This is a genomic window from Aureibacter tunicatorum, from assembly GCF_036492635.1.
GTDB classification, from domain to species: Bacteria; Bacteroidota; Bacteroidia; order Cytophagales; family Cyclobacteriaceae; genus Aureibacter; species Aureibacter tunicatorum.
In genome coordinates, this window is record NZ_AP025305.1 from 2,468,108 (window position 1) to 2,492,698 (window position 24,591).

Here is a 24,591-nt window from a genome sequence, read left to right on the forward strand (position 1 = left end):
AATTTTAAACTATTTTGCACTTATGGTTGCCATATTTATGATAATTTCATATATTTCTAGTAAGTGTGTTAAATTATCAATCTATGCAAAAAAACTTTTACTCTTTAACTTCTCTTTCTTTTTTAACTGTTGTTTTCACTCTTATTTCTCAAGGTGTTTTTGCCCAGATGGGAAGTCATATGGTTTTTTTCAAAGACAAGGAGGGAACGGGATATTCTTTAAGCGCGCCCGAAGAGTTTTTGAGCGCTAAGTCTTTAGAAAGAAGGCTTCGTCAGAACATTGATTTGACAGAAGCTGACTTGCCGGTAAGCGAAATATATTTAGCAATGTTGAATAGCATTGGTGTTGAAACACATTGGCAAACCAAATGGATGAATGGTGTGTTGGTTGATATTGTTGATTCAGTTCAATACAAAGAAATTGCTGAGCTGAGTTTTGTGTCCAAAGTTGAATTTGTCGCTCCAGATAGATTTGAATCAAATAGCAAGTCCAAAAAAAGAACGAAAGGAAGAAAAGAAAACTCTCTGAATAGCGAATCACAAAATGCTATGCATGAGGTTGATTTTTTGCATAAAAGGGGATTGAAAGGAAAAGGAGTTACTGTCGCGGTGTTTGATGCGGGTTTTGTCGGAGTTGATCGTTTGTCCGCTTTTAAGCATTTGAGAGACAATAATCAGATAGTTAGCACTAAGAACTTCGTGTATGAAGGTGAAGAGGTTTACAATTATGACAGTCATGGATCAAAAGTAATGTCTGTGCTTTCTGCGGATGACGGCGATTATTATAGAGGAGCTGCGCTTGAAGCTGAATATATCATGTGTGTTACTGAAGATGTTAAAAGAGAGTTTAGGCTTGAAGAATATAACTGGCTGTTTGCGGCTGAGTATGTGGATAGCTTAGGAGCTGATATCATCTCTAGTTCATTGGGCTACTATTATTTTGACGATCCAAGAATGGATTATGAATGGGAAGATTTGGATGGCAAAACAGCGGTGATCAGTCAAGCGGCTCAAAAAGCAATTGACGCAGGAATGCTTGTGATCAGTAGCGCGGGAAATGAAGGAAGTGTAAACTGGAAATATGTCGCTCCGCCAGCGGATGTCAAGCAAGTGATTTCAGTAGGCGCAGTGGATGATACTTTTGAAAAAGCCGGATTTAGCTCTTTTGGTTATGAAAAAGCGGGCTTCATCAAGCCGGATCTTGTAGGCTTAGGCAAAGGAATCGCTGTGGTGAATTCCAATGGTTCCGTTTCTCTTGACAATGGGACGTCTTTTTCCGCTCCGATGATCGCTGGGATCGCTGCTTGCTTATGGCCTCACTTTGAAGGGAAGACCAATGAAGAGTTTAAAGAGGTGCTTTTAGCATGCGGCTCTAACAAGAATGATCCAAACTATGAAATAGGCTATGGCATACCTATGCCTTCGGTATACTTTTACAATGCTATGGGCGAAGAGGATTTTGTAGTTGGCCCAAATCCATTTGGAGGCGACGCTTTGAATATCAGGTATCAAAATGATCTGCCGATCAAAAACATTGATGTCTATTTATACAATATGGTAGGTGAAATTGTGGCGGTGAGAAGCTACGATGAGCTTAGGCCAAAACAATTGTTTGATTTTGATTTTCCGGGAGGTGTGCCTGATGGCGCCTACATTTTGAACATTACCCAAGGAAATAGCAGCTATAAAGCGAAAATAATCAAGCAATAATTCATAAAATCTCGTTTTCTCTTTTGCATCTGTTTAAGAAAATTTAAATTTGTCGTATGAGTAATACGATAATTGCCCCTTCAATATTGGCAGCGGATTTTGCCGATTTGAAGAATGAAGTGGAAATGGTTAATAACAGCCAAGCGGAATGGTTGCATATTGATATCATGGATGGAATGTTTGTGCCAAACCTTTCGTTTGGATTGCCTGTTTGCCAAGCGATAAATAAGTACTGCAAAAAGGTTCAAGATGTTCATTTGATGATTGAGGAGCCGGGGAGGTATTTGAAAGACTTTGTGGATGCTGGAGCTGATTTTATTTCCATTCATGCGGAGGCTAGCAGACACCTGCACAAAGATATTCATACTATCAAAGAATTAGGCGCTAAAGCGGCTATCGCTCTTAACCCGCATTCTCCGATTGAATCAGTTGAGCCTTTATTGGAAGATTTGGATATGGTATTGCTTATGTCTGTGAATCCGGGCTTTGGCGGACAGTCTTTTATCGGCAGCACATTCAAGAAAGTGGAAAAGCTTAGAAAGATGATTGACAGCAAAGGCTTGGATACGCTTATCGAAGTGGATGGCGGAGTGAAAGACAGCAATGCTAAGCAATTAGTGGAAGCTGGGGCCAATGTTTTGGTAGCTGGAAGTTTTGTGTTTAATTCTGCAGATCCTATTCAAACTATAGCGGATTTGAAAGCTTCGCTGTAATTGAGGTAAAAAGCGTTAAGAGCTGGTAATAAAATATTGAAAATTAATTAGGGAATGAATTATATGAAAAATTCGTTCCCTTTTTTTTTGAGCTGTTTTTTGATATATTTATTTATTGAATAAAATTAAAGATACCTAGACTAGTCAATTGGGTATCATGTTGTCGGGAAATATTTCATATATGAAGTTTAGGTTATTATTTGTGGTTTTCATCTTTTTTTGCTCTTTCGCTGATGCGCAGCATACATTATTGAGAGGAAAAGTGAATTCAAGAAGCGGGGAGCCTGTGTATAATGCGCATATCATAGAAGGCAATGTCGGTTTAGGAGCAGTGTCGGATTTGGAAGGACAATTCACATTGAAGATTCCTGAGGATTATCGTCAATTTCATCTGACTGTAAGGCATATTAATTACGATACATTGGTTTATAAAGGAGTAGTCTCTGAACAGGATAGAGGGAAAGTCATGCGACTTGAATTGATTTTGGAGCCTAATGTGGAAATGCTTGACAATGTAAGTGTAGTAGCGGAAAGGGATGTTGAGAGAAATCAAGTCAGTATGACGGAGATTGAATCAGCTCAAATTGAGAAGTTCCCTTCTGCATTTTCAGACTTTAATAAAGTACTAGCGACACAAGCGGGAGTTACATCAAATAATGAATTATCATCTAACTATAATGTGCGAGGAGGTAATTTTGATGAAAATTTGGTCTATGTAATGGGTGTTCCTGTATATCGTCCTCAACTGGCGAGATCCGGGCAGCAAGAAGGTCTGAGTTTTATCAATCCGGATATGGTAAATGATATTTCTTTTTCCACTGGCGGTTGGCAACCAAAATATGGGGATAAGTTGTCGTCTGTATTGAATATAGATTACAAGTCACCCGAAAAATTTGGTGGCAAAGTATCAGGGTCCTTTTTGGGAGCTAGCGCGATGCTGGGAACTCCGTTGGCTAAAGGTAAGGTTACAAATATACTGGGTGTAAGATATCAAGATTCCAGACAACTGGTGAAGACATTGGAAACTCAAGGAAACGTCTTTCCTAGATTTGTCGATATTCAAAATTATACGGAGATCGATTTAAATAGCAAGAATAAAGGAAAAACCACTTTGGGAATTTTATTTGGCTACGCTCAAAATGATTATAAAATTTATCCCGAGCAAGTTGTCAAGTCATTTGGGACTGTCAATGAAATCAAAAATGTTAATCTTTATTTTGATGGACAAGAGCAAATGTGGTATAATACGTTGCAGTCCGGTTTGAGGCTTTCGCATAGGTTTTCAGATAGTTACAAATCGGATTTGATCATGTCAGTAGCGCATTCTTCCGAAAGAGAGCGATTTGATGTGCAAACTCAATATTATATCAATGAATTAAGCGAATCAAATACAGACAATCCAAATGAAGAGGGGAAAGAGATTGGAGAGAATTATCGATATGGCAGAAATTCTCTTGAAATGTTGAGCTATACTATTGAAAATAGAAATGAATGGGAAATCAACACTGGACAATACCTCGCATTTGGAGCTGGTGCTATTGTTCAGAGTTTCAATGATGAAGTAAATGAATATGAGTATGAAGAGAATGATGGATATGGAAACTTGTTGAATTCAGTTAATGCTCAAAACAATTTAACTTCATCACAATACTTCGCTTATATACAGCATACATCTATTTTTGATCAAAAACATGTATTGACATATGGAGCTAGGGTTACATACTGGGATTTTTCATCGCAGGTGTTATTGAGTCCAAGAATGCAGTACTCTTTCAAGCCTGCGTGGAGCAGGGATATCTTTTTCAAGTTGGCGGCAGGAGTTTACCATCAGCCGGGTATGTATAGAGAATTGAGAGGCTTTGACGGTCAAATCAATCAAGACGTGAAAGCTCAGACATCTTATCATATTATAGCTGGCATGGATTATAAGTTGAAGATCTGGGACAGGGATTTTAGGTTTATAAGCGAGTTGTATTATAAGTTTTTGGACAATGTTATTCCTTATGATATTGACAATGTGAGATTAAGATATTACGCGACTAATCAAGCAAAAGCATACGCCGCAGGAGCTGACTTTAGGATCAGTGGAGAATTCATACCAGGCACGCAATCTTGGTTTTCTCTGGGTATATTGTCTACGAAGGAAGATTTGCTGGAAGATAATAGAGGGTATATTAGAAGGCCTACGGATCAGTTGATCACTCTGGGAGTGTTTTTCCAAGATCATATCCCTAACTATCCTTCACTGAAGGTAAGCGTTAATTACGTCTTTGGCTCAGGCATGCCATTTGGGCCAACGGGCAATCTTGATCTCCGCAATGCGTTCAAAGGTGAAGAGTACAATAGATTGGATATTGGATTTCATAAAGTCTTTGATTTTGAGGAGAAAAGCGGTGGGTTTGGATTTTCAAATCTGTCTTTAGGCTTGGAGCTGTTGAATGTATTTGGGATTAATAATGTCGTGTCCTATTCCTGGATCAAGGATATTAACGGGACAAGCTTCGCTGTGCCAAATTATCTTTCCGACCGATTTTTAAATTTAAAAGTTTCCGCATCATTTTAGGGAATAAATCGTTAAAGTTGTATCAGATTTAGGTTTTTTGGAAAATCTATCTTTAGTTTGGGTGGAAATTAAAATTATTATAAAATTTTTGGATATGAGAAGATTTCAAAGTCTATTAGGAATTTTGTTTTTAGCGGTTCTATTCGCATTTGGATGTTCTAGAAAAGTTACACGAGTTAGTCCAGATCAGACGATAGACCTCAGCGGACGATGGAATGATTCGGATGATAGAAAAGTTGCGCAAGGAATGATTGACCATGTATTGTCAGCGCATTGGATACAGGAATTTGAAAGAACGCATAATCGCAAGCCGGTTGTTATCGTAGGCTCTTTCAAGAACAAAACGGCAGAGCATATCAATCCGGATGTATTTATTGGAGCTGTAGAGGATGAGTTCATCAATTCAGGAAAAGTAAGAGTTGTTCAAAATAACGAATTCAGAGAGAAGCTTAGACAAGAAAGAGCGGAGCAACAAGAGTTTGCATCAAAGGAGACTGCTAAAAAATGGGGTAGAGAGCTTGGCGCTGACTTTATGATGTTTGGACAGATTAATTCTGTGACAGATGAATATAAGAAAGAAAAAGTAGTTTCATACACTGTTTCATTGGAATTGGATGATTTGGAAACCAATGAAAAAGTTTGGAGAAATAGTGAAACTATCAAGAAATATATCAATAATTAATAGTCGCGACTATTTATTGATTGATCAGTAAAGATAGCTTCGTAGCTATCTTTATTTTTTTGTACATAATACTGCATTAACACCAATTTTGAATCTTTATGAAAAGATTGATTCTGATTGTTACTTTTGGTTTATTGGCCTTTTCTTGCGCCACATATTATCAAAAAAACATTAAGTTCAACCAAGAATTTATTTCTGGGAGATTGGATGAAGCTGAAAAGACGCTGAATTCATCCAAGAAGAAAGCTGCTGAAGGGAAAGAACGATTCTTATATTTTGTAAACCAAGGCACAGTACTGCATTTGCTGGGACGATACGAGGAAAGCAATTACTGGTTTGAGAAAGCTTTTATTTTTACGGAAGACTATTCTAAGAATTATTTAAATGAAGCTTTGACATTTGTCATTAACCCGATGACTACTGTTTACCCCGGCGAGGATCAAGAAAGACTTTACGTATTGTATTACAAAGCAATGAACTATATGAAGCTTGGAAACATTGAAGCTGCTTTGGTTGAATGCAGACGTTTGAATAACTTGTCTTATCGATTGGCGGATAAATACAAATCCAAAAACAAATTCAAGGAAGACGCCTTTGTCCATAACTTAATGGGAATTCTGTACGAGTCGGACTTGAATTACAATGATGCGTTTATCGCTTATAGAAACGCATATAAAATTTACAAAGGCGAGTATACACGATTATTCAGCATTGGACCTCCCGAGCAGTTGAAAAAAGACATTCTTCGCACTGCATACTTGACAGGCTTTTATGATGAGGTGGAGGCTTATGAGAAAGAGTTTGGAATGAAATACGAACACGAGCCAATGGCAGGCAAAGGAAGCTTGGTGTTTTTCTGGAATAATGGTTTGGGGCCTGTCAAAGATGAATGGAGCATTAACTTTACTGTTGTGCATGGAGGACCTGGATTTGTGACTTTTGATAGTCCAGAGTTGGGAGGAATAACATTTCCTTTTAGATTTGATCCCGGTGATGGAGATCTTTCGGATTTGAATTTCATAAGAGTGGCATTTCCAAAGTATTTGGAAAGAAAACCAATTTTCACAGGTGCCAATCTTGAGGCAAATGGCCAGATTTCTACTTTTGACTTGGGAGAAAATGTGAACGCAATTTCTTTCAAGGTGTTGAATGAACGCATGCTTGCAACATTTGGAAAATCATTGTTAAGAGTTGCTTTCAAACAAGCTGCCGCTATGGCTGCTAGAGAGAAAAATGAAGGGCTAGGGCTGGCAGTAAGCTTGCTTGGAGCAATCACGGAAAAAGCTGATACCAGAAATTGGCAAACTTTGCCCCATTCAATTTATTACACACGCATGGCTTTGCCGGAAGGAGAGAATGTGGTTAAACTAAATTTGAATGGAATAAGAAATATTGACCAAACTAAAAAATTCAAATACGATATCAGAGAAAATAGAACGAGCTTTCAAACATTCTTTTCTTTGGAAAGTCAAATGTAGTTCTAATCATCTAATGATATTATAATGAGCCATTGTTTCGCAATGGCTTTTTTTATGGGTTGGTTTTGCTTGAATCTTGGGCGGAAAATATTTTTCGTATGAAAGCGTATAAGGATGCTAAAGCCCAGACACCTTCCAGAATTACAAAAGGTATATATTGCATCATAATTGACGCTGTGCAAGCTAGAAAAGATCCGATGAGATTGAGAATAATATAAGCGTAGCTATTCTTGGTTAGAACTGACGTCATATTCAATATATATGCGCTTAAAATTAAGAAAACTCCAAGAAAACCTATCCAATCAACTAGTCTTAGCATATTTAAAGCTTTATTTTACTTTTATTCTAATAAGACTTAGTATCAGTGATTTGGTTTGATCTATATTTGTTAAGCAAAAAAAATAACAGCAGAGCGAATCATACTGTTATTAATTTTTTATATCGTTGAATGTTAAAAACTATGACCTAGTCAATGAATTTATATGAAAATTCAACTCTTCTATTAAGTTCTCTTCCGCTTTCCTCGGCTTCATTTTCAGCATCAGGTTTTTCATCGCCAAAGAATTCAATGTTAAGATTCTTGCTTGAAACACCATTTGAAGACAAGAATTCCGCGACTGATTTTGCTCTTTTCTCGGAAAGCTTGACATTATAAGCTTTTGAACCTGTATTGTCTGCGTGTCCAGTGATAGTCATTTTGATGTTCGGATTATTAGCAATGAATTCAGTGATTTCATTCAATAAATTCTTGCTTTGCGCATTCAATACAGTACTGTTTGTATCAAAATAAACATTCATGAACTTAGGCGGAACCTTTACAAGTTTATCCTTTTTGGAAGGAGTCAAATCGCTAGGTTTTAATATCTTCGTATGTGAAGCGATGATTGACATAGTCTCTCTTTTGATATTGAAAGGCTCGATATCGCTGATATTAAAAGTGTATATATCAAAGTTGCCCAAGCCTCCTTTACGTTTTGAAGATAAATAACCTTTCTTGTTGCCTAACAGGGAGATGTACATATCGTCCCCTTCGCTGTTGAATGGATAGCTTAAGTGATAGCTTTGCGGGTTTTCGATGCTATCATCCATGTACGTATAATAGATGTCTTGGCCTCCATAGGTAAGGTGTCCATTGGATGAAAAATATAAAAGACCTGAAATGAATGAAGGAGCCATTTCGTCTTCTGTTGTATTGATATGCCCGCCTAAGCAAATAGGCTCAGCCCAATCATTGGTATTTGGATCAATAACCGATTTCCAAATATCATAACCTCCAAATCCGCCTTTTCTATTCGATACAAAATACAATGTATCAGCATTTTCCGTCAAGAAGGGTTGCTTATTGTCGGAACCAGGCTTATTGATGTTTTTATTAACCATTGCTGGCTCTGACCATCCATTTTCAGTTTTACTTACTTTGAATATCCCGCAGCCTTCAAATTCAATAAAGCATGCCGTAAAGTACATTTCAGTGATGTCTTTATTGAATGAAACCGTTCCATAGGCATCACCTTCCCCAATGCTTGAAAGAGCAGTTTCTGATATTTCTCTCCATCCGTTTGTTGTTCCTTGGAATGCGTAATTTCTATCCATTGCTTCTCCATACCTACCTAGTTGAGCATCATCGCTGTTGATTCTGCTTGATGTCAACATGATTTTGTAATCATTGTACATGGCAAAAGCCGCATAATCGTTGTATTTGGAATTAACAGGCTTGCCAAGTCTTCTGATCTTATCTTCTTGGTGCGCTTTTTCTTTAAAATCTTTTTGCGCAAGGACAATTCCGTCTTTTTCCACAATTGCTCTACCCAAAGTGTATTTGTACTCTTTCACTTTAGTGTCTTTGAAACTCGTCGAGTCATTGATGTACTTCTCAAAACTGTTTAAAGCTTTGTCGAATATCCCAAGGTTTTTCTGCATCAAAGCATAGTAGAACAAGCTTTGAGGAGTGTCTTTGTAATTCTTTTTATAAGCTTTGAAAAAATAGTCTCTGGCTTTTACGTAATTTAGACTTTTTCGGTGGCACTCACCGCATTTGAATAAATACTCGGAAGCGCTTTCAGGATCCTTTTGTATAAGCTTCTCATACATTGTCGCTGCTTCAAAATATTGCTCTTCTTTGAAGGCAGTTTCAGCTCTTTCCTTCAGTTGCTTGGCATTTTGCGCTAATGCCTTAGATGAAAAAAGCAGGGTGCAGATTAGTAGTAGTGATTGTAATGTTCTAGGTATCATGGTAATCAATTAATCATATATTATTTTTTAGTGAAATCGAAAACAATTGAAAATAATGCAAATTTTTACGATATCAAATGTTTTTGATTCATTTAACAGGAAAAAATTGTAGAAAATGCATTCCGTAGTTACAATGAATTAAATTATTGTGAAGTAATTGTCAACAATTTAGGCGGGTATTGGCCGTTTGACATGTATGAATAGTATGGATAAGTATTTAAAAAATAGGTATTTGCTAAAGTTGTCAATGATAAATTTCATCGCGAATTTATTGGTGGCGTCTTTTATGTACCTGCCAAAACCCGCAATTCCAGTGTTTGGGTTCAGAGGCTTCTATTTTGATCTTGTCGCCACGGCTTTTTTCATGCCGTTGATTTTGGGATATGTAATTCTCAAGGATTTAAGAACTAATGATGAACTGTCAGGGGTTAGTTTGAAGCCAAATGTATTGGAGCGTTTGTTCCCTTTTCATATTCCTGCGAATTATTACCCTTTGATAGCAGCTTTTGGTTTATCTATACTCGCTTCCATTTTGGCTTTTGGGATGTTTAATATATTGGGAATTGTCACGATCAGTTCCACTTTAGCTCCATTGATAAAGGCGCTTATAGGCTATACGATTGCCTTGATTTTCAATTACCCGATGTCCAGAATATTTGTCTTCAAACTGGCAGCTAATTCGAAATAGATTTCTATTTTTGACATAAATCCAATGAAATTTGATTTATGTCAATACGCAATATAGGAATAATGGCTCATGCGGATGCTGGCAAAACGACCATGTGCGAGCATTTTTTACTGCATTCTGGCCTGTTGAAAGAAGCTGGAAGCGTTGATAAGGGCAGCGCATTTACCGATAACGATGCCATTGAGAGGGAAAAAGGAATATCTATCAGGTTGTCAAGCTTTTCTTTTGAATTAAACAACTGCATATATAATGTAATTGATACACCGGGTCATGTTGATTTCTCATCTGAAGTAGAGTACGCCTTAAAAGCCGTCGATGGAATAATTTTGTTAGTTTCCGCTGTTGAAGGAGTGCAATCGCAAACCATCTCTATTTTGAAAACGATCGAGCGGTTGAAAATTCCATTCATGATATTTATTAATAAAGTGGATCGCGCTGGTGCGGACACGGAAAGAGTATTGGATGAGTTGAGAAAGGAAACGAAAAAGGAGTTGCTTGTTTGTGTGCAAAATTCCGAGGAAGGCCTTTATGATTATTTGAATCATGATGAATTGGATGAGCAGTTTATTGAACAACTCTTTGTTCATGATGAAGAATTGCTTGAAAAATATCTTGAAGGTGGAAATATCCACAAGGAAGAGGTTGCTGATTTATTGAAAAGCTTGGTTGAAAATTGTGAACTTGCTCCTGTGTTGATGGGATCGGCAAAAAACAATGAAGGCATTTCGGAATTGCTAGAGTATATCAATTGTTTCTTTCCAGAACCTGACCAATCGCATCAAGAACTATCAGCTGTCGTTTATAAGATTGAAGAAGATGCCAATATGGGTTTGTCCGCTCACATCCGCGTGCTTTCAGGAACTTTAAAAAATAAACAGAATGTCAAAGTGGTTGGTTTGGATGAGGATGTTAAAACGACTAGAATTCAACGATCAGCTAACTTGAAATATGAAATTGTCGAAGAGCTGTCAGCTGGAGAAATAGGGGTGATAACCGGAATTAGCGAGCTGAAAAATGGAGATATAATAGGGACCTCGAGTTATTTGGAATTGAATAGTCAGATGGAAGCGCCATTGATGACTGTTGATGTCAAAGCTGTTGCTGACTCGGACTATTCAAAATTGTCCAAGGCACTAATACAATTGAATTTGGAAAATCCAAGACTCAATTTCATGTGGCATAAGGATGAAAGAGAGTTTCATATTGATGTGATGGGGGATATGCAGATGGAAATCATTGAAAAAACGCTGCGTAACAGATTTAGCTTGGAAGCCTCTTGCGGAAGACCTCAGATCCGATATATGGAAACAGTAGCTTCATCTGCTCAAGGCTATGTATGTTATTGGATGCCTAAGCCTTGTTGGGCAATTATTACTTTTTTAATTGAACCGACAGAAAGAGGGGCAGGAGTTCAATATAAATCAGAAGTTCCTGTGAGCGAATTGCAACGGAAATACCAAAATGAAGTGGAGAAAACGGTGCCTGTAGCATTGAAGCAAGGGCTGAAAGGCTGGCCAGTAACCGATGTCAAAGTAACAATGATTGCTGCTGAAGAACATCAAGTGCATACAAGACCTTCTGATTTTGTCATTGCCACGCCTATGGGAATCATGGATGGTTTGGTGAATGCGGGCACGGAGTATTTGGAGCCTATAATGGCGTTTAAAGTTGTAGCTGAAGAATCCTTGCTTGGCGAAATTGTAAACGATGTGGTGAAAATGCGTGGCGAGGTTGATTCTCCATATTTTGACCAAAACCAGTTTTATCTGGAAGGGCGTATGCCATTAAAGACCGCTTTGGAGTATCCAGCTATTTTTAATTCTAGGACTAGCGGCAAGGGACGATTCCACACAGAGTTTACAGGGTACCAAAAATGCGAAGATGAATATGGAAATTTTAGAGAGTATAAAGGAATTAACCCTCTTGATACAGCTAAATACATATTAAAAGCGAGAAAGGCCATCACGGAGTCTTTTAAATAGTATCTAGCTACAGGGCACTTGAAAATTCGCGCAGCTTAGGATATAAATCATGCATTTAATATTTTACTTGCTTTTATTTTTTTATAATTTGCTACAAACAATTTGAACTATGAGAAACTTGAAATTCGTAATTTTATTTATTTTGGTTGCCACCTTTGGATGCGCTCCATCTGTTGTCACTCAGAATTACATGGAGAAGTCGTTTAAACCGGAAGAAAAACGAAAAATGATCGTATTTTTTGTTGGTGATAGAAAAGAAGGAGCTATAAAGTTTGAAGACAAGTTTGCTTCATATTTTACCAAAAAAGGATATGACATGACTGCGGGGCATATTCTAATTGATAGTTTGAAAGAGCCTAATATTGACAAGGATTTGATCGTAAAAGAGATGCTTGCTGATGGATATGACGGCGTATATACTTTGAGAATCGTGGAGTATAAAGAAGAAACTAAAAAAGTAGATAATACTTATTATAAACCATCTACAGGCTTGGTGAACATAATGGATCAGTATTATTTCGATGTTTATCAAAAAAACAAGGCATTGGAAAAGGATGAGCCTCTTTATAATAAAAAGATGATATTGAGAACTGAAGCTAGGTATTATGATTTAAACTCAGGGAAAGAGTATCCGCTGGTTTGGTCCATAAGAATGAGAACGGAAAATCCTGAATACATGAAGAGAATTGTTAGGGATTTGAGTAAAACCATTTACAAGCAGTCTATGGAGGACGGAGTGCTATGATTAAAAAGATTACTATAGGCTCGGCATTGTTTGCGATTATGGCTCTTGGAGGATGTTCCAAAGCTTCAAAAAGCAATTCTGAAGAAACAAAAAAATCAATCACTCTGAATGAGGTAGCGACTAATTTTGTGTCAACGGCTCTTGAGTATGGAGAGTTCCATGACGGTTATGTAGATGCTTATTTCGGTCCGGATAAATTGCTTCCCAAGAAAGAAGCTACGTTGGACAGTTTAAAAAAGTTGGAAGAAATAGGAGCTGATATACAACTTCTGTTGAAGCAAATTAATTCGATAGAATCAGAAGAAGCTAATCGAAAGGCGTATTTGAGCAAGCAAATTAAGTCTCTAGCAACAAACTATGAAATGTTCAGAGGCAAAGAGCTTACCTTCGATCAAGAATCAAAAGCTCTTTACGATGCGGTAGCACCGAATAATTCTATGGATCATTACGACAGCCTATTGAATGAGTTGGATAAATTGGTGCCTGGGAATGGGGATTTGCAAACAAGGTATATCGCTTATAAAGAGAAGTTTAGAATACCGGAGGATAAGTTGGACCAAGTGCTGAAGACTGCTATAGAAGAAGCTAGAAAAAGAACCTCTAAATATATAAAACTACCTGAAAATGAAAGTTTTAAGGTGGAGTATGTTAAGGGTGTTTCATGGTCTGCGTACAATTGGTTCAAAGGCAATAGCTATAGTGTTATTCAGATTAATACAAGTGTTCCTGTCTATATAGAAAGCGCTGTCGATTGGGCAAGTCATGAAGGCTATCCAGGGCATCATGTATTTAACACCTTATTGGAAAGCGAGTTGGTCAAAAAGAAAGGATGGATGGAGTATTCGATTTATCCGTTGTATAGCCCGCAATCTCTTTTAGCGGAAGGAAGCGCGGATTTTGGTATCCAAGTGGCTTTTCCTGATGATGAGCGTGTCGCTTATGAAAGAGATGTTCTGTTTCCATTGGCTGGACTGGATCAGGCCGAAGCTGAGAATTATGCTAAAGTATACCAATTGATGGAACGATTGAACTTTGCAAGAAATGATATTGGAAGAAAGCTTGTGGATGGAGAGATCAATAGGGCAGAGGCAAAGGAGCTTTTGGCAAAATATGATTTTTCTCCAACGGAAGCGGAAAAAGAAAGAAAAATAAGTTTTGTGGAAACTTACAGAAGCTATGTCTTGAACTATAATTATGGAGAGGACTTAGTTAAGGATTATGTATTGAAAAATGCTGAAGATAATTCGCATTCAGGCATTTGGGCTCAGTTTGAAAAGCTGTTGACAGAACCAAAAACGGCCTCGAGTTTCTAAAATATTTGCAGAAAAAATATTTATTTTGAGAAAGGACAAACAAAAGGTCTAGTTTGTTTTTTTTCATTCTGAAAGGCATTACTGAAATAATTAAAAATAAAATTCGGAAAAAGTAGGGCATTGACTTTTTAATTCCTTACTTTTATGTCAATTACATTAATAATTAATAAAATGAATAAAGGCAAAGTAAAATTCTTCAACGAAACTAAAGGTTACGGTTTCATTATTGAAGATGGTACAGGTAATGAGTACTTCGTACACGTTTCAGGGTTGAATTCTGGTGAAGTTCAAGAAGGAGATTCTGTAGAATTTGAATTAGAAGAAGGAAGAAAAGGTTTGAATGCTGTTAATGTAACAGTTATATAATCTACAATAACTTTTTTAATGAAATTCTGAGGCCTGTCATTTATGACGGGCCTTATTTTTTGCTATTGCTTATCAATGTGCTTTTTTCTTGGTTTATCGATTGCCAAAAACTATGATGACTACTCTCAAAGAACTCATAGTTATCCAATAAGATTCTAGAGGCCTCCAATAAATTATTGTCAAAACGAGTTCTTCTCCCTATGCCTCTTAAGGATTCATGCATGCCTTGCAAAGTTTGGTATTTGAGAATCCATTGATTTTCAAAAGCGCCTTTAAAAACGAGTATGGCTCCGTCAGGCATAAGGTTTTTATAGTTGGCAAGATGCAACTGACAATCATCCAGATATTGAGTCAAACTTTTATCGCTATACAGATGGAATTTTTTCGCAAGAAAATGATCAAAGTACAAATCAACAGCCACGCCTGAAAAGTGGCCTAAGTATTTTGAGATTTTCCTTTTGCAGTCCTTTGTGATTATGTGATTATCTGTATACTCATCGATAGCTCTGTGATATAAAATCCCCTCTTGAATGCTTTTCGAGTATTGCATATATTGTTTACCTTTGACGAAATCTCCAATAAAGTTGCCGAACATTTGATCAGTAGGTTTCGAAAGGTACAAGTGGGATAATATGTTCATATAGATATGTTTATTTATAAGCAAACCGATTCATTTCGGTTTTAGCGAAATAACAAAGATTACATGACTAAAGCTCAGGAAAAGCTCAAGCAAGTTAAAGAATTATTGCTTATTGAGCGGAAAGAGGAACGAAAATATTTTAAAAACAAATTGTTGAATACGAGCCTGAAAGATCAGGTGGATGAAGGGATCTGTTGGTATCCGGTAGTGCTCAATAAGCACTTTTACGGAACAGCCGAAAGATTGACCATAGATATTGAAAGAACTCAGGGGCTTGATCAAAAGCATAGTTTTCAAGCAGGAAATTCAATTTATTTTTTTTCCAATGCGGATGGATATGAAATAGGCAAAGACCGTGTGCAGGGTGTTGTCAATTATGTCAAAAAAGATCGCATGCGTATAACCTTGCAGGAAGATGAATTGCCTGAATGGGCTCAGGATGGAAGATTAGGGGTTAATTTGACTTTTGACGAAGGAACTTACAAAGCTTTGGAGAAAGCAATGGATGATGTCATTGAAGCCAAAGGCGATCGATTAGCGGAGCTGAGAGAAGTGTTGGTGGGAGAAGTTGCGCCAAGCTTCAACGCCTTAGAGGCCTTTAAGCATTCGGGATTAAATCTCAGCCAAGAAGACGCTTTGAATTATGCCGCTTCTGCGAGAGATGCGGCGATTATCCATGGCCCTCCAGGGACAGGCAAAACAACCACAGTTGTCAGACTCATTAGGCATTTGTTGAAGACGGAAAAAAATGTTCTTGTTGTGGCGCCCAGTAATGCCGCGGTTGATTTGTTGACGGACAAACTTACAGAGCAAAACGTAAGCGTGCTTAGATTGGGCCATCCGGCAAGAGTCACCGATCAAACGCTTAAGCAAACGCTTGATGTGAAAATCACAAACCATCAAGATTACCGAAGTTTGAAAGGCATCAAGAAAAAGGCCGAGGAACTAAGGAAAATGGCTTATAAATATAAGCGAAAGTTTGGTCCGGAAGAGCGTATGCAAAGAAAGACGCTTTTGAGAGACGTGGATTTATTAAAAGCGCAGGCCTTTCAACTGGAGCACTACATAATCAATGACATTATGGAGAAGACCGATGTTGTGACTTGCACACCTTTTGGCACGACGCATGATCTTTTGAAAAATGTAGTGTTTGAAACCTTGATCATTGACGAAGCCACTCAAGCTTTGGAGCCGGCTTGCTGGTTGCCAATGAAAAGAGCCAATAGGGTGATTTTGGCAGGCGACCATTGCCAATTGCCGCCTACAGTGAAGTCCTATGAGGCAAAAGAGTTGTTGAATACTTTGTTTGAAAAAATTGTAGGCACAAAGCAAGTTGATAAAATGCTGGATACCCAATACAGAATGAATGAGAAAATCATGAATTTCTCAAACAGAGCATTTTATAATGGCAATTTGAAAGCACATGACTCAGTAGCCCACCATACGCTTGGGGAAGTTGAAGAAGTGTTGGAGTTTGTTGATACTGCTGGCTGCGGTTTTGGAGAAGGCCAGAATAGGGAAACAAGGAGCCTTTTCAATAAAGATGAAGCAGATCTTTTAATAAAAAGGCTAAAGAGCTTGTTGGAGCCTTATGAAGAGCATGAATATACTATTGGAGTAATCTCTCCATATAAAGCTCAAGTTGAATTATTGACTGAAATGATCGAAGAGGATGAGTTTTTTAAGAGTATTTCTCATTTAGTGACAGTGAATACTATTGATTCATTTCAAGGTCAGGAACGAGATATAATAGCTATTTCATTGGTTCGTTCAAATGAGAGAAATGAAATAGGCTTTTTAGCTGATACCAGAAGAATGAATGTCGCGATGACTCGGGCGAGAAAATACTTGATGATGATTGGTGACAGCGCAACTTTGGGACATAATGATTTTTACGGCAATTTGCTTGACTACGTGGATGAGCAACAAGCCTATAAAAGCGCGTTTGAATATTTATATTGAATTGATAAATGAAAGATATATACGGTGAAGGTTTGTGGGATTATTTTACGGGAGATGATGAAGCCACATTTACATTGCAAAATGATTATGGAAATCCTGAGGATATGCCCGTGGAAGTTTTCTTTTATGATGAAGAGGATCTGACATTATTGGAAAAAAAATCTATTGACTTATGCAAGGGGAAGGTTTTGGATGTTGGTGCAGGAGCGGGAAGACATAGTTTGATGCTGACTAAAAGATTGCATAAAGTCAAAAGCATTGATATTTCTCCTTTGGCTGTGCAATTAATGCAGGCTCGTGGCGTGGAGGATGCTGAATGCGTTGATATTTTTGAGATGCAGGAAAATGAAAAATTCGATACAATACTTCTGATGATGAATGGTATTGGCTTGGCTCAAAAAGTTGAAAATGTAGTTGTATTGCTTGAAAAGTTAAAAAAGTTATTGACGCCTAAAGGACGAATAGTTTTTGATTCCAGCGATTTAGCGTATTTGTATGAAGGAGAACCTTTGCCTTTTGATAAATATTATGGTGAAGTAAAATTCAGATACAAGTATCATGGAAATAAAAGCGATTGGTTTGGATGGGTTTATGTCGATCAAAAAATGATGAATAGTTTGGCCAATAAAGCTGGCTTTAATATGAATGTTAAGTATACTGATGAGCATGAGCAATACTTGGCGGTCTTAGAGCTACAAAATAACTAAATTTAGAAATACAGTTCTTTAATCAAATGCCTTTTGGATTAATCCGAGAGGCATTTTTTTTATATGGCAATTTCATGTTTTCTAACGAGATGAGCATAATTGATCTCATGATTTTCATGAATATGTATTTGCTAACAATAATCTGCAAGGATAGTATAAAATTGACTTCGTTTAGCTTTTCATAACAGTCCTGTCGCAATAATAATATTAATATTTCGTTGTAAGTCGGATGCTATGCATTTGAGGGATAAGGGGAATGTTATTTTTTACTTTTTGTATTGCTTTATTGTATTCAAGCAATTATTGTATTAAGGAATGATATGAAATGTAAGTTTTTACTGTGTATGGGGGTTTTGGCCTTCATCATGTTTTCTTGCGAGGACGGGGCTGAATCCTTGCGGAAAATGGGACGAGTTACTTTGGAGCTTCAAAGTCATTTTGTGAATGAAATAGAAGTTGACAAGGAAAAGGATATTGACGTGTCGGAGTTTTCGGTCAATTTTCTTCAAGGAGAAGAAGTTGTCAAGTCTTATGAAAGTTTCGCAAGCATGCCAAGTGAAGTTTTATTGGAAGAAGGCGAATATGTTGTTGAAGCATATTCTGGTTTGGAAAGGAATGCCTCATTTGATGATCCATTCTATAGCGGAAAAGAAGCAGTTTCGATACTTTCCAATCAGACGACTAGCGTTAAAGTATTATGCCAGCAAGCCAATGTGAAGGTGAGCGTGTCTTACACCGATGAATTTAAAGCTTATTACGATCATTATGAAACGGAGGTAAGTAATGCCGAAGGGCTTTTGGTATTTGAAAAAGAGGAGCAGAGAAGCGGATTTTTCAATGTAGGCGCATTAACCATACGTCTAAAAGAGTTGGACGATCAAGGACAATTGACAAAAATCCTTGCGTTGAAAGAGATTGTTGATGTGCATGCCCAGGATCACTTTAGAATTACTTTCGATGTTCAGAATAAGGATGGCCAATCATCCATCTTGCTGGTAGTAGATGAAACAACTCGGGATATAGGCCTTGAGTTTACAATTCCAATGGACTGGATTAGTCTTGAAGAGCCATCTTTTGAGTTGACTGGTTTTGAAGAGGCAAATGAGTTAAGATTGGTTGAAGGCTTTGGCAGCGAGGTTGCGTTTGATGTGAAAGCTGAAGGAGCATTGATTTCATTGAAGTTAAATGTCCATTCGGATAAATTAATAAACCAAGGATGGGAAAAAACATATGAACTAGCTGATTTGACTCCAGCTCAAAGGTCATTTTTGGAGAGCAAAGGGGTCATTTCGTCCCCAAGCATATGGGAAGAATCAACTGCCAGCGTCGATTTTAGTCTTTTAACAGAAAATCTGGGAGCTCAGGGAGAGTCTTCAAGCTTATATGAATTTGATTTGGAAGCGACAGATTTCTTTGAAAGAAAGGTATGCTCTCCTAAGCTAAGCATCACTATTGATCCCGCTCTTTATGAGCTAAATGACATTCATGAAGGTGATGTGTGGGCCAAGCATTTGATTGTGAATGGAACAATGGAAAAAGGTAATAGAGAAAAGCTTGTCGTTGAAGCCAAACACGGAGTTGTTTGGACGCAAGTTGAAAGTGTGTTTGAATGGCAAGACAACTCTTTTATAGCTAATGTAAGAGATTTAACTCCGGGTACAAATTATCAAATAAGACTTAAATATTTGGAAAAGCACACCACTGAATATGGAGTGACTACAGAAAGTGCGATACAACTTCCCAACTCGGATATGGAATCATGGTCGGAGGAAGTTGTTGCTCCGGGAGGTTCATTTGTTTTTGTGCCTTATGATCCAGTATCCAAATGGTATGCTGGTTCGGATCAAAATGGTTCTTGGGAAACAGTCAATGAGAAAACCACAGAGCATAGAGGACGATTTACATACAATTATAACTCACTATCCGGCACAAAGCCAAGCTTAGACGCAAAGCAAGGAAAGTATTCTGCTGAAATAGCAACTGTAGGATATGGCAATGGTAATACGCATGTGGGAGGCTCTGGGTCAATTGTTTACAAGAGGGCCGCAGGCAAACTTTTTTTAGGAGAGTATCAGTATGATCCAGAAGAATATGAATTGGGAATCCCGTATGCTTCAAGGCCTTCGGCATTGAGGTTTTGGACCAAGTATTTGCCTTTTGAAGATGATCAGGCATATGTATACATCAAGCTTGAAAATCGAAACAATGGCGAAATAACTGAAATAGCTAAAGGAGAATGGGTTTCAGGAATTCGTCAGGATGTTTTTCAGCAGATTGAAATTAAATTGGATTATTCTAAACGAGATATTAAAGCGACGCATATGTTGGTGATGTGCCAATCCAGCAAGGATGAAAATGACCTTAAAACATACAGCAAGTCTGCTAATGAAATTACGGGAGAGGATAGAAAGCATGAAGGTAGTGTGTTGTATGTTGATGATTTTGAATTGATTTTTTGACATACAAAAAATAGATAAAATATTATGAAGGCAATAGTGAAAATAATATTCACATTATTAACGGCGTCATTTTTTTGCGCTTGCAATATGCTTGAATATGAACCTAATGGATCATTAGGAATTGGCGAACTTAGAATGAGTTTGTCAAACAACAATGAAGTTATAGAACTAAGCGCATCATCAAGGAAGTCTGAAAACTTGAACGTTGAAGATTTTAGAGTGCAAGTTAGAGACTCGCATGGGCTTTTGGTAAAGAATTACGAAAGGTATGGAGAAATGCCCGTTTCAATTGCTTTAAGTGGAGGTAATTATACGATAACAGCAGAGTCAATGCCTGTGCCTAATGCGGGATTTGATATGCCATATTATTTAGGCGAGAAAGAATTTACAATTACAACTGGTGAAATATCGCAAATTGACTTGGAGTGTACTTTAGGCAACATGATGGTTACTATTGATTACGCTGAAGATTTTAATCAATATTTTTCATCATATGAAGCTACAGTATCTAATGGACTTGGTAGTTTAGTTTTTCAAAAATCGGAATCACGAGCAGGTTATTTTAGCGTCGCTCCATTAACGATAGTTTTGAATGTCGATCCTGTAGATGGAGAAGCATTTGAAAAAGTGTATAAAATAGAAGATGTTGCTCCAAGGGATTATCATAAGATTGTCTTCAAACCTAGATTAGGACAAGGTGGCGTTGCTCTCGAAATAGAAGTTGATACGAGTACTAATGACAAAGATATTGACATAGAGATCCCAAATGATAATGATGAAAATTCTATTGAAGGGATAGGTTTTGATATAAAGGAAGTAGTTCAGGTGGAAAGAGGCATTAAAGACGCGGATGTCAGAGTATTGATAAATGCTGCCACAGGTATTGACAAACTGGAGATTGAGATAATTTCGGATAAGCTTACACCAGAAGCTTTAGCTGAGCTTAATCTGCAAAGTGAATTTGATCTCGCGAATTTGGAAAAAGGATCAGAGCTTGAAGCCTCATTGAAAGCTTTGGGCTTTATTGGTGATGAACCGATCAAAGGGCAAACCGAAGTGGTTTTTGATATAAGCGCGTTTATGGAGCCACTTGGGTTATTTGGACTTGATACTCATGATTTTGTCGTTAGGATGACAGATCTTTCAGGAGAGTCATTGCAAGAGACTTTGAGTATTGAAATAGTTGAATCCAAGTAACGAGGATATGGAACAGATAATCAAATCCAGTAAGACGGGTTTTAACAGTTTTAAATATTTATGCTTAGCTGTTTTATTTCTTTTTCTTGCTTGCAAGGATGAGTCGGAAGAATTTTCGGCAACTTCCTATGGCGTAATGACGATGAGGCTTCATTCGGGAGACATTTTGATTCCTGTGGAGGATAATAAAGATCATGATGAAGGTTTCAATATGGATATCAATGATTTTAGCGTTGAGATTTACCAAGAAAATGAAGTTATCCGATTTTTTGAAAAATTTAGCGATATGCCAAAGAGTCTGGATCTGGCAGCAGGTGAATATACTGTTGAAGCTAGTTCTGAAAAGATGATTCCAGCGATTTTTGAAACGCCTATATTTTCAGGAGAGAAGGAATTTGAAATATTGCCATTTCTTGAAACTCCAGTTGTAGTAAAGTGCTCTATGGCGAATTTTGGAATAAAGATAGGCTACTCTGATAAAATCAAACGAGGCTTTGCGACATATAGCACTATTGTCAGCAATCAAGAAGGTGAATTGTTGTTTGATAAAGAGGAAGAAAGGTATGGCTTTTTCTCAGTGCCTGATAGCAAGCTTTTAAAGCTAAGCTTGCAAATGACAAATACATCAGGTGAAGAATTTTCCAGAAATTTTACTATTAAAAATGTCGAGGCAGGCAATATGTATTCTTTGTCGATAGATATTGACAGGCAGGGAGGTTTTGGAGCGTTTAATATCACAGTGAATGAAAGCGTGAATAAAAAAGAATGGGAGTTTGAAGTGCCGCTCGAGTTGGGAAGAGCTCCTGAATTAGAAGCTTTGGGCTTTGATTTATCTTCACCTTTGACTTTGAAGGAAGGAGAAAGCGAGGATGTGATACTATCAGGAGTGTCTGAAGAAGGTTTAAAAAACTTCAACCTTACAGTAAATTCCAAATTTTGGAGAGACAATGATTTGCCTGTTGAAATCGATTTGGCAAACCTTGCGCCTGAAATCGATACAAAACTGAAAGCTTTGGGTATAGTGTGGACTAAGCCATTGAAAGCCTCGAAGAACTTTCAGCTAGACCTTAGTCAAATAACAAGCAAACTAACGGCAGCACCTGAGGGAACCCTTGACCATGAATTTATGATATCTTTGGTAGATATAGAAGACCAGCAGAGTGATTATAAGCTGATAGTAAATGTATTGCCAATGGAAGGGCATGTTGAAACATTGCAAGCTGATGCCTATGCGAAGAGAGCCATATTAAAAGGGAGGTCTTCATCAACAGATCTAATGTCGCTGGCCTTTGAATATAAAAAAGCAGACGAGCCTTCTTGGTCTGTTAAAAGTGAAGGGCTTTATATAAATAACGAAGGTGTTATAGAAACTCATATTGAAAATTTGAACCCTGCAACTCAATATGTCTATAGATTTGTCATGGGCTCTAAAACAGGAGAAGAAGTGCAATTTGAGACGGAAGAGGCAGCTATGATTCCATTTATGGATTTCTCAACGTGGCATATGAATGGATCTGGCTCTCGGTCTTATTATTTGCCGGGAACCAACCTAAACTCAACTCCTTGGAGAAGCGGAGACAAGGGATCTTCAGAATTAACCTTCCCCCAATTCATGCAAACTGTTAAACCATTGCCTGATTTGGATAATGCTGAATATGCAAGAATGGAAACCAAAGAGGCTTTAGGAATTTTAGCTGCGGGATCATTATTCGTAGGAGAAATCAATGGAAGTGGATTGTCAAATATTAAAATAAATTTTGGCCATGAATTTTATAGCAGACCTGAAAGCGTTGAATTTGATTACAGATATTTTCCTTCAATATACGACGGCGATAAAGTTGATCAGTGCGATGCATATGTATTGCTTCAAGTTCGAGAAGGCAATAAAAGATATAGACTTGCAACAGCATGGCTGAGGTCTGATGAAAGTTTTGAAAATTGGCAGACGCAAGCGTTGAACTTGGTTTATGGTGATGATAATTCTTTGGAGGATTATATGTTGCCTAAAGTAAATTTCGAAGAAAACCCAGAGGAAGGTTTTTATCATGACAAGCATGCGAAGCCTACTCATATTTTAGTGGTTTTCTCTTCAAGCGCATTAGGAGCGGAGTTTATTGGCGGGGTCGGAAGCAAACTGGATGTGAAGAATATAAAATTTAAATATTGATTGCAGAATTGAAAAATATCCCTCTGCAGCATTTTTAAAGCATAATAGATCGACATTCATCACGTTAGTGATTATTTGAATGTATGTGTGTGTCAGAGCGACATACCTAAAATTTAATGTAAAATGAAAAACTATCTAAGAGTTGCTTTCCTGGTCCCTATTTTAGTGACAGGCTTACTTTTTAATGCTTTTAGCCAGGAAACTTCAATTCAACAAGATTCTATTCAGGCACCGGAAACTGATCAAAAAGAAGACTTGACTATTGGGGATGTGCTTCCAAGAACTAATTCTTCTTACAATCCGATTAAAAGTCGGAGAGGAAAATATGACAGAGGAATAAAAAATGTAGTGTTTGTCCCCAAAGGACAATGGCTTACTGGGATGACCTTTTCTTATTCCGAACATACAAATGATAATTATAAGTTTTTGCTTCTTGATGATTGGTCTGGCAAAGGCTATAATTTCAAGGTCAGCCCATTTTTCGCTTATTTTTTCAAGGAAAATATGGCTGTTGGCGGGCGGTTTTCATATGACAGGTCATTATTGCAAATTGATGAAATGAAAATTGCCTTGGATGATGATTTAAACATCATAATGGAGGATGTGCACAATATAGAACATACTTTTTCTTCTACTGCTTTCATTAGAAATTATCTAAGCATTGGAGATAGCAAGAGGTTTGGTTTATTCACGGAAACTAGACTGACCTATGGGTTTGGCCAATCCAAATCATATAGCAAGAATGGCGAGGCCATAGATGGCACATTTACAACCAAGCATACTTTGGAAATTGGCGTAGTCCCTGGGATGGTCGCATTTATAAATGATTTTGCGGCTTTGGAAGTGTCTGTAGGGCTTTTAGGTTTCAAGTCCACTTGGATAGATCAAAATTCGAATCAAGTCGAGGATGGTTCCAGACAAACGAATTCAGCTAACTTTAGCGTGAATATTTTGCAATTGAACATAGGAGTTGCTTTTTATCTATAAT

At 37.5% G+C, this 24,591-nt stretch carries 19 protein-coding genes; 16 read left to right on the forward strand and 3 right to left on the reverse strand.

The genetic code is table 11. The annotated features are described in order from the left end of the window. Window positions 1-83 precede the first annotated feature (83 nt). The 5 genes from AABK36_RS10635 to AABK36_RS10655 all read left to right on the forward strand — a co-directional run bounded on the left by AABK36_RS10635 (window position 84) and on the right by AABK36_RS10655 (window position 7,145). Window positions 84-1,709 (forward strand): S8 family peptidase, encoded by a 1,626-nt coding sequence (locus AABK36_RS10635; RefSeq protein WP_309939128.1) that lies wholly within the window; start codon window positions 84-86, stop codon window positions 1,707-1,709. Window positions 1,710-1,765: 56 nt separating this feature from the next. Further along, window positions 1,766-2,422, forward strand: a complete 657-nt coding sequence (gene rpe, locus AABK36_RS10640; protein WP_309939127.1) for a ribulose-phosphate 3-epimerase — start codon at window positions 1,766-1,768, stop codon at window positions 2,420-2,422. 181 nt (window positions 2,423-2,603) lie between these two features. Then, on the forward strand, window positions 2,604-4,985 hold the full coding sequence (locus AABK36_RS10645; RefSeq protein WP_309939126.1) for a TonB-dependent receptor: 2,382 nt from the start codon (window positions 2,604-2,606) through the stop codon (window positions 4,983-4,985). 94 nt (window positions 4,986-5,079) lie between these two features. Then, window positions 5,080-5,667 (forward strand): penicillin-binding protein activator LpoB, encoded by a 588-nt coding sequence (locus AABK36_RS10650; RefSeq protein WP_309939125.1) that lies wholly within the window; start codon window positions 5,080-5,082, stop codon window positions 5,665-5,667. A gap of 98 nt (window positions 5,668-5,765) precedes the next feature. Next, a complete protein-coding gene (locus AABK36_RS10655) occupies window positions 5,766-7,145 on the forward strand; it encodes a COG3014 family protein (RefSeq protein ID WP_309939124.1) in 1,380 nt (459 codons plus the stop codon). A 52-nt stretch (window positions 7,146-7,197) separates the two neighbouring features. Here AABK36_RS10655 and AABK36_RS25415 read toward each other — a convergent pair whose 3' ends face one another. Together AABK36_RS25415 and AABK36_RS10660 are read right to left on the reverse strand one after the other, a co-directional pair. Then, window positions 7,198-7,464 carry a CBU_0592 family membrane protein gene (locus AABK36_RS25415; RefSeq protein WP_421722706.1) on the reverse strand — a complete coding sequence of 89 codons (267 nt, stop codon included), beginning with the start codon at window positions 7,462-7,464 and terminating at the stop codon, window positions 7,198-7,200. A 146-nt stretch (window positions 7,465-7,610) separates the two neighbouring features. Next, window positions 7,611-9,377 (reverse strand): OmpA family protein, encoded by a 1,767-nt coding sequence (locus AABK36_RS10660; protein ID WP_309939123.1) that lies wholly within the window; start codon window positions 9,375-9,377, stop codon window positions 7,611-7,613. 247 nt (window positions 9,378-9,624) lie between these two features. Between AABK36_RS10660 and AABK36_RS10665 the strand changes: the two genes are divergently transcribed. The 5 genes from AABK36_RS10665 to AABK36_RS10685 all read left to right on the forward strand — a co-directional run bounded on the left by AABK36_RS10665 (window position 9,625) and on the right by AABK36_RS10685 (window position 14,471). Beyond that, window positions 9,625-10,065 (forward strand): hypothetical protein, encoded by a 441-nt coding sequence (locus AABK36_RS10665; RefSeq protein WP_309939121.1) that lies wholly within the window; start codon window positions 9,625-9,627, stop codon window positions 10,063-10,065. Window positions 10,066-10,103: 38 nt separating this feature from the next. Beyond that, the gene (locus tag AABK36_RS10670) at window positions 10,104-12,047 is read left to right on the forward strand and encodes a GTP-binding protein (RefSeq protein WP_309939120.1); all 1,944 of its coding nucleotides are present in this window, start codon (window positions 10,104-10,106) and stop codon (window positions 12,045-12,047) included. A gap of 109 nt (window positions 12,048-12,156) precedes the next feature. Beyond that, window positions 12,157-12,792, forward strand: a complete 636-nt coding sequence (locus AABK36_RS10675) for a hypothetical protein (RefSeq protein ID WP_309939119.1) — start codon at window positions 12,157-12,159, stop codon at window positions 12,790-12,792. Continuing rightward, entirely contained in the window at window positions 12,789-14,105 is a 1,317-nt protein-coding gene (locus tag AABK36_RS10680; RefSeq protein WP_309939118.1) for a hypothetical protein, read from the forward strand. Before AABK36_RS10675 ends, AABK36_RS10680 begins: the two co-directional genes overlap by 4 nt. A 171-nt stretch (window positions 14,106-14,276) precedes the next feature. Next, on the forward strand, window positions 14,277-14,471 hold the full coding sequence (locus tag AABK36_RS10685; protein ID WP_309939117.1) for a cold-shock protein: 195 nt from the start codon (window positions 14,277-14,279) through the stop codon (window positions 14,469-14,471). Window positions 14,472-14,523: 52 nt separating this feature from the next. Here AABK36_RS10685 and AABK36_RS10690 read toward each other — a convergent pair whose 3' ends face one another. Continuing rightward, window positions 14,524-15,111 carry an acyl carrier protein phosphodiesterase gene (locus tag AABK36_RS10690; RefSeq protein ID WP_309939116.1) on the reverse strand — a complete coding sequence of 196 codons (588 nt, stop codon included), beginning with the start codon at window positions 15,109-15,111 and terminating at the stop codon, window positions 14,524-14,526. A 63-nt stretch (window positions 15,112-15,174) separates the two neighbouring features. Here AABK36_RS10690 and AABK36_RS10695 point away from each other — a divergent pair, with 63 nt between their 5' ends. From AABK36_RS10695 to AABK36_RS10720, 6 genes are all read left to right on the forward strand, one after another. Beyond that, the gene (locus AABK36_RS10695; protein ID WP_309939115.1) at window positions 15,175-17,073 is read left to right on the forward strand and encodes an AAA domain-containing protein; all 1,899 of its coding nucleotides are present in this window, start codon (window positions 15,175-15,177) and stop codon (window positions 17,071-17,073) included. An 8-nt stretch (window positions 17,074-17,081) separates the two neighbouring features. Further along, window positions 17,082-17,780, forward strand: coding sequence for a class I SAM-dependent methyltransferase (locus AABK36_RS10700; RefSeq protein WP_309939114.1), 699 nt, complete (start codon window positions 17,082-17,084; stop codon window positions 17,778-17,780). A gap of 320 nt (window positions 17,781-18,100) precedes the next feature. Continuing rightward, window positions 18,101-20,239: a DUF4493 domain-containing protein gene (locus tag AABK36_RS10705; protein WP_309939113.1), complete on the forward strand. Its 2,139-nt coding sequence runs from the start codon at window positions 18,101-18,103 to the stop codon at window positions 20,237-20,239. A gap of 24 nt (window positions 20,240-20,263) precedes the next feature. Then, on the forward strand, window positions 20,264-21,436 hold the full coding sequence (locus tag AABK36_RS10710; protein ID WP_309939112.1) for a DUF4493 domain-containing protein: 1,173 nt from the start codon (window positions 20,264-20,266) through the stop codon (window positions 21,434-21,436). A gap of 7 nt (window positions 21,437-21,443) precedes the next feature. After that, window positions 21,444-23,603: a DUF4493 domain-containing protein gene (locus tag AABK36_RS10715; RefSeq protein WP_309939111.1), complete on the forward strand. Its 2,160-nt coding sequence runs from the start codon at window positions 21,444-21,446 to the stop codon at window positions 23,601-23,603. 123 nt (window positions 23,604-23,726) lie between these two features. Continuing rightward, window positions 23,727-24,590, forward strand: coding sequence for a hypothetical protein (locus AABK36_RS10720; RefSeq protein ID WP_309939110.1), 864 nt, complete (start codon window positions 23,727-23,729; stop codon window positions 24,588-24,590). Window position 24,591 lies beyond the last annotated feature (1 nt).

Excerpts from the sequence above, each read along its gene's own strand:
- AABK36_RS10720 (WP_309939110.1), top strand. The coding sequence starts at position 23,727 with ATGAAAAACTATCTAAGAGTTGCTTTCCTGGTCCCTATTTTAGTGACA.
- AABK36_RS10705 (WP_309939113.1), top strand. The coding sequence starts at position 18,101 with ATGAAATGTAAGTTTTTACTGTGTATGGGGGTTTTGGCCTTCATCATG.
- AABK36_RS10635 (WP_309939128.1), top strand. The coding sequence starts at position 84 with ATGCAAAAAAACTTTTACTCTTTAACTTCTCTTTCTTTTTTAACTGTT.
- AABK36_RS10655 (WP_309939124.1), top strand. The coding sequence starts at position 5,766 with ATGAAAAGATTGATTCTGATTGTTACTTTTGGTTTATTGGCCTTTTCT.
- AABK36_RS10695 (WP_309939115.1), top strand. The coding sequence starts at position 15,175 with ATGACTAAAGCTCAGGAAAAGCTCAAGCAAGTTAAAGAATTATTGCTT.
- AABK36_RS10670 (WP_309939120.1), top strand. The coding sequence starts at position 10,104 with ATGTCAATACGCAATATAGGAATAATGGCTCATGCGGATGCTGGCAAA.
- AABK36_RS10700 (WP_309939114.1), top strand. The coding sequence starts at position 17,082 with ATGAAAGATATATACGGTGAAGGTTTGTGGGATTATTTTACGGGAGAT.
- AABK36_RS10645 (WP_309939126.1), top strand. The coding sequence starts at position 2,604 with ATGAAGTTTAGGTTATTATTTGTGGTTTTCATCTTTTTTTGCTCTTTC.
- AABK36_RS25415 (WP_421722706.1), bottom strand. The coding sequence starts at position 7,464 with ATGCTAAGACTAGTTGATTGGATAGGTTTTCTTGGAGTTTTCTTAATT.
- AABK36_RS10690 (WP_309939116.1), bottom strand. The coding sequence starts at position 15,111 with ATGAACATATTATCCCACTTGTACCTTTCGAAACCTACTGATCAAATG.
- rpe (WP_309939127.1), top strand. The coding sequence starts at position 1,766 with ATGAGTAATACGATAATTGCCCCTTCAATATTGGCAGCGGATTTTGCC.
- AABK36_RS10660 (WP_309939123.1), bottom strand. The coding sequence starts at position 9,377 with ATGATACCTAGAACATTACAATCACTACTACTAATCTGCACCCTGCTT.
- AABK36_RS10715 (WP_309939111.1), top strand. The coding sequence starts at position 21,444 with ATGGAACAGATAATCAAATCCAGTAAGACGGGTTTTAACAGTTTTAAA.
- AABK36_RS10680 (WP_309939118.1), top strand. The coding sequence starts at position 12,789 with ATGATTAAAAAGATTACTATAGGCTCGGCATTGTTTGCGATTATGGCT.
- AABK36_RS10665 (WP_309939121.1), top strand. The coding sequence starts at position 9,625 with ATGATAAATTTCATCGCGAATTTATTGGTGGCGTCTTTTATGTACCTG.
- AABK36_RS10675 (WP_309939119.1), top strand. The coding sequence starts at position 12,157 with ATGAGAAACTTGAAATTCGTAATTTTATTTATTTTGGTTGCCACCTTT.
- AABK36_RS10650 (WP_309939125.1), top strand. The coding sequence starts at position 5,080 with ATGAGAAGATTTCAAAGTCTATTAGGAATTTTGTTTTTAGCGGTTCTA.
- AABK36_RS10710 (WP_309939112.1), top strand. The coding sequence starts at position 20,264 with ATGAAGGCAATAGTGAAAATAATATTCACATTATTAACGGCGTCATTT.
- AABK36_RS10685 (WP_309939117.1), top strand. The coding sequence starts at position 14,277 with ATGAATAAAGGCAAAGTAAAATTCTTCAACGAAACTAAAGGTTACGGT.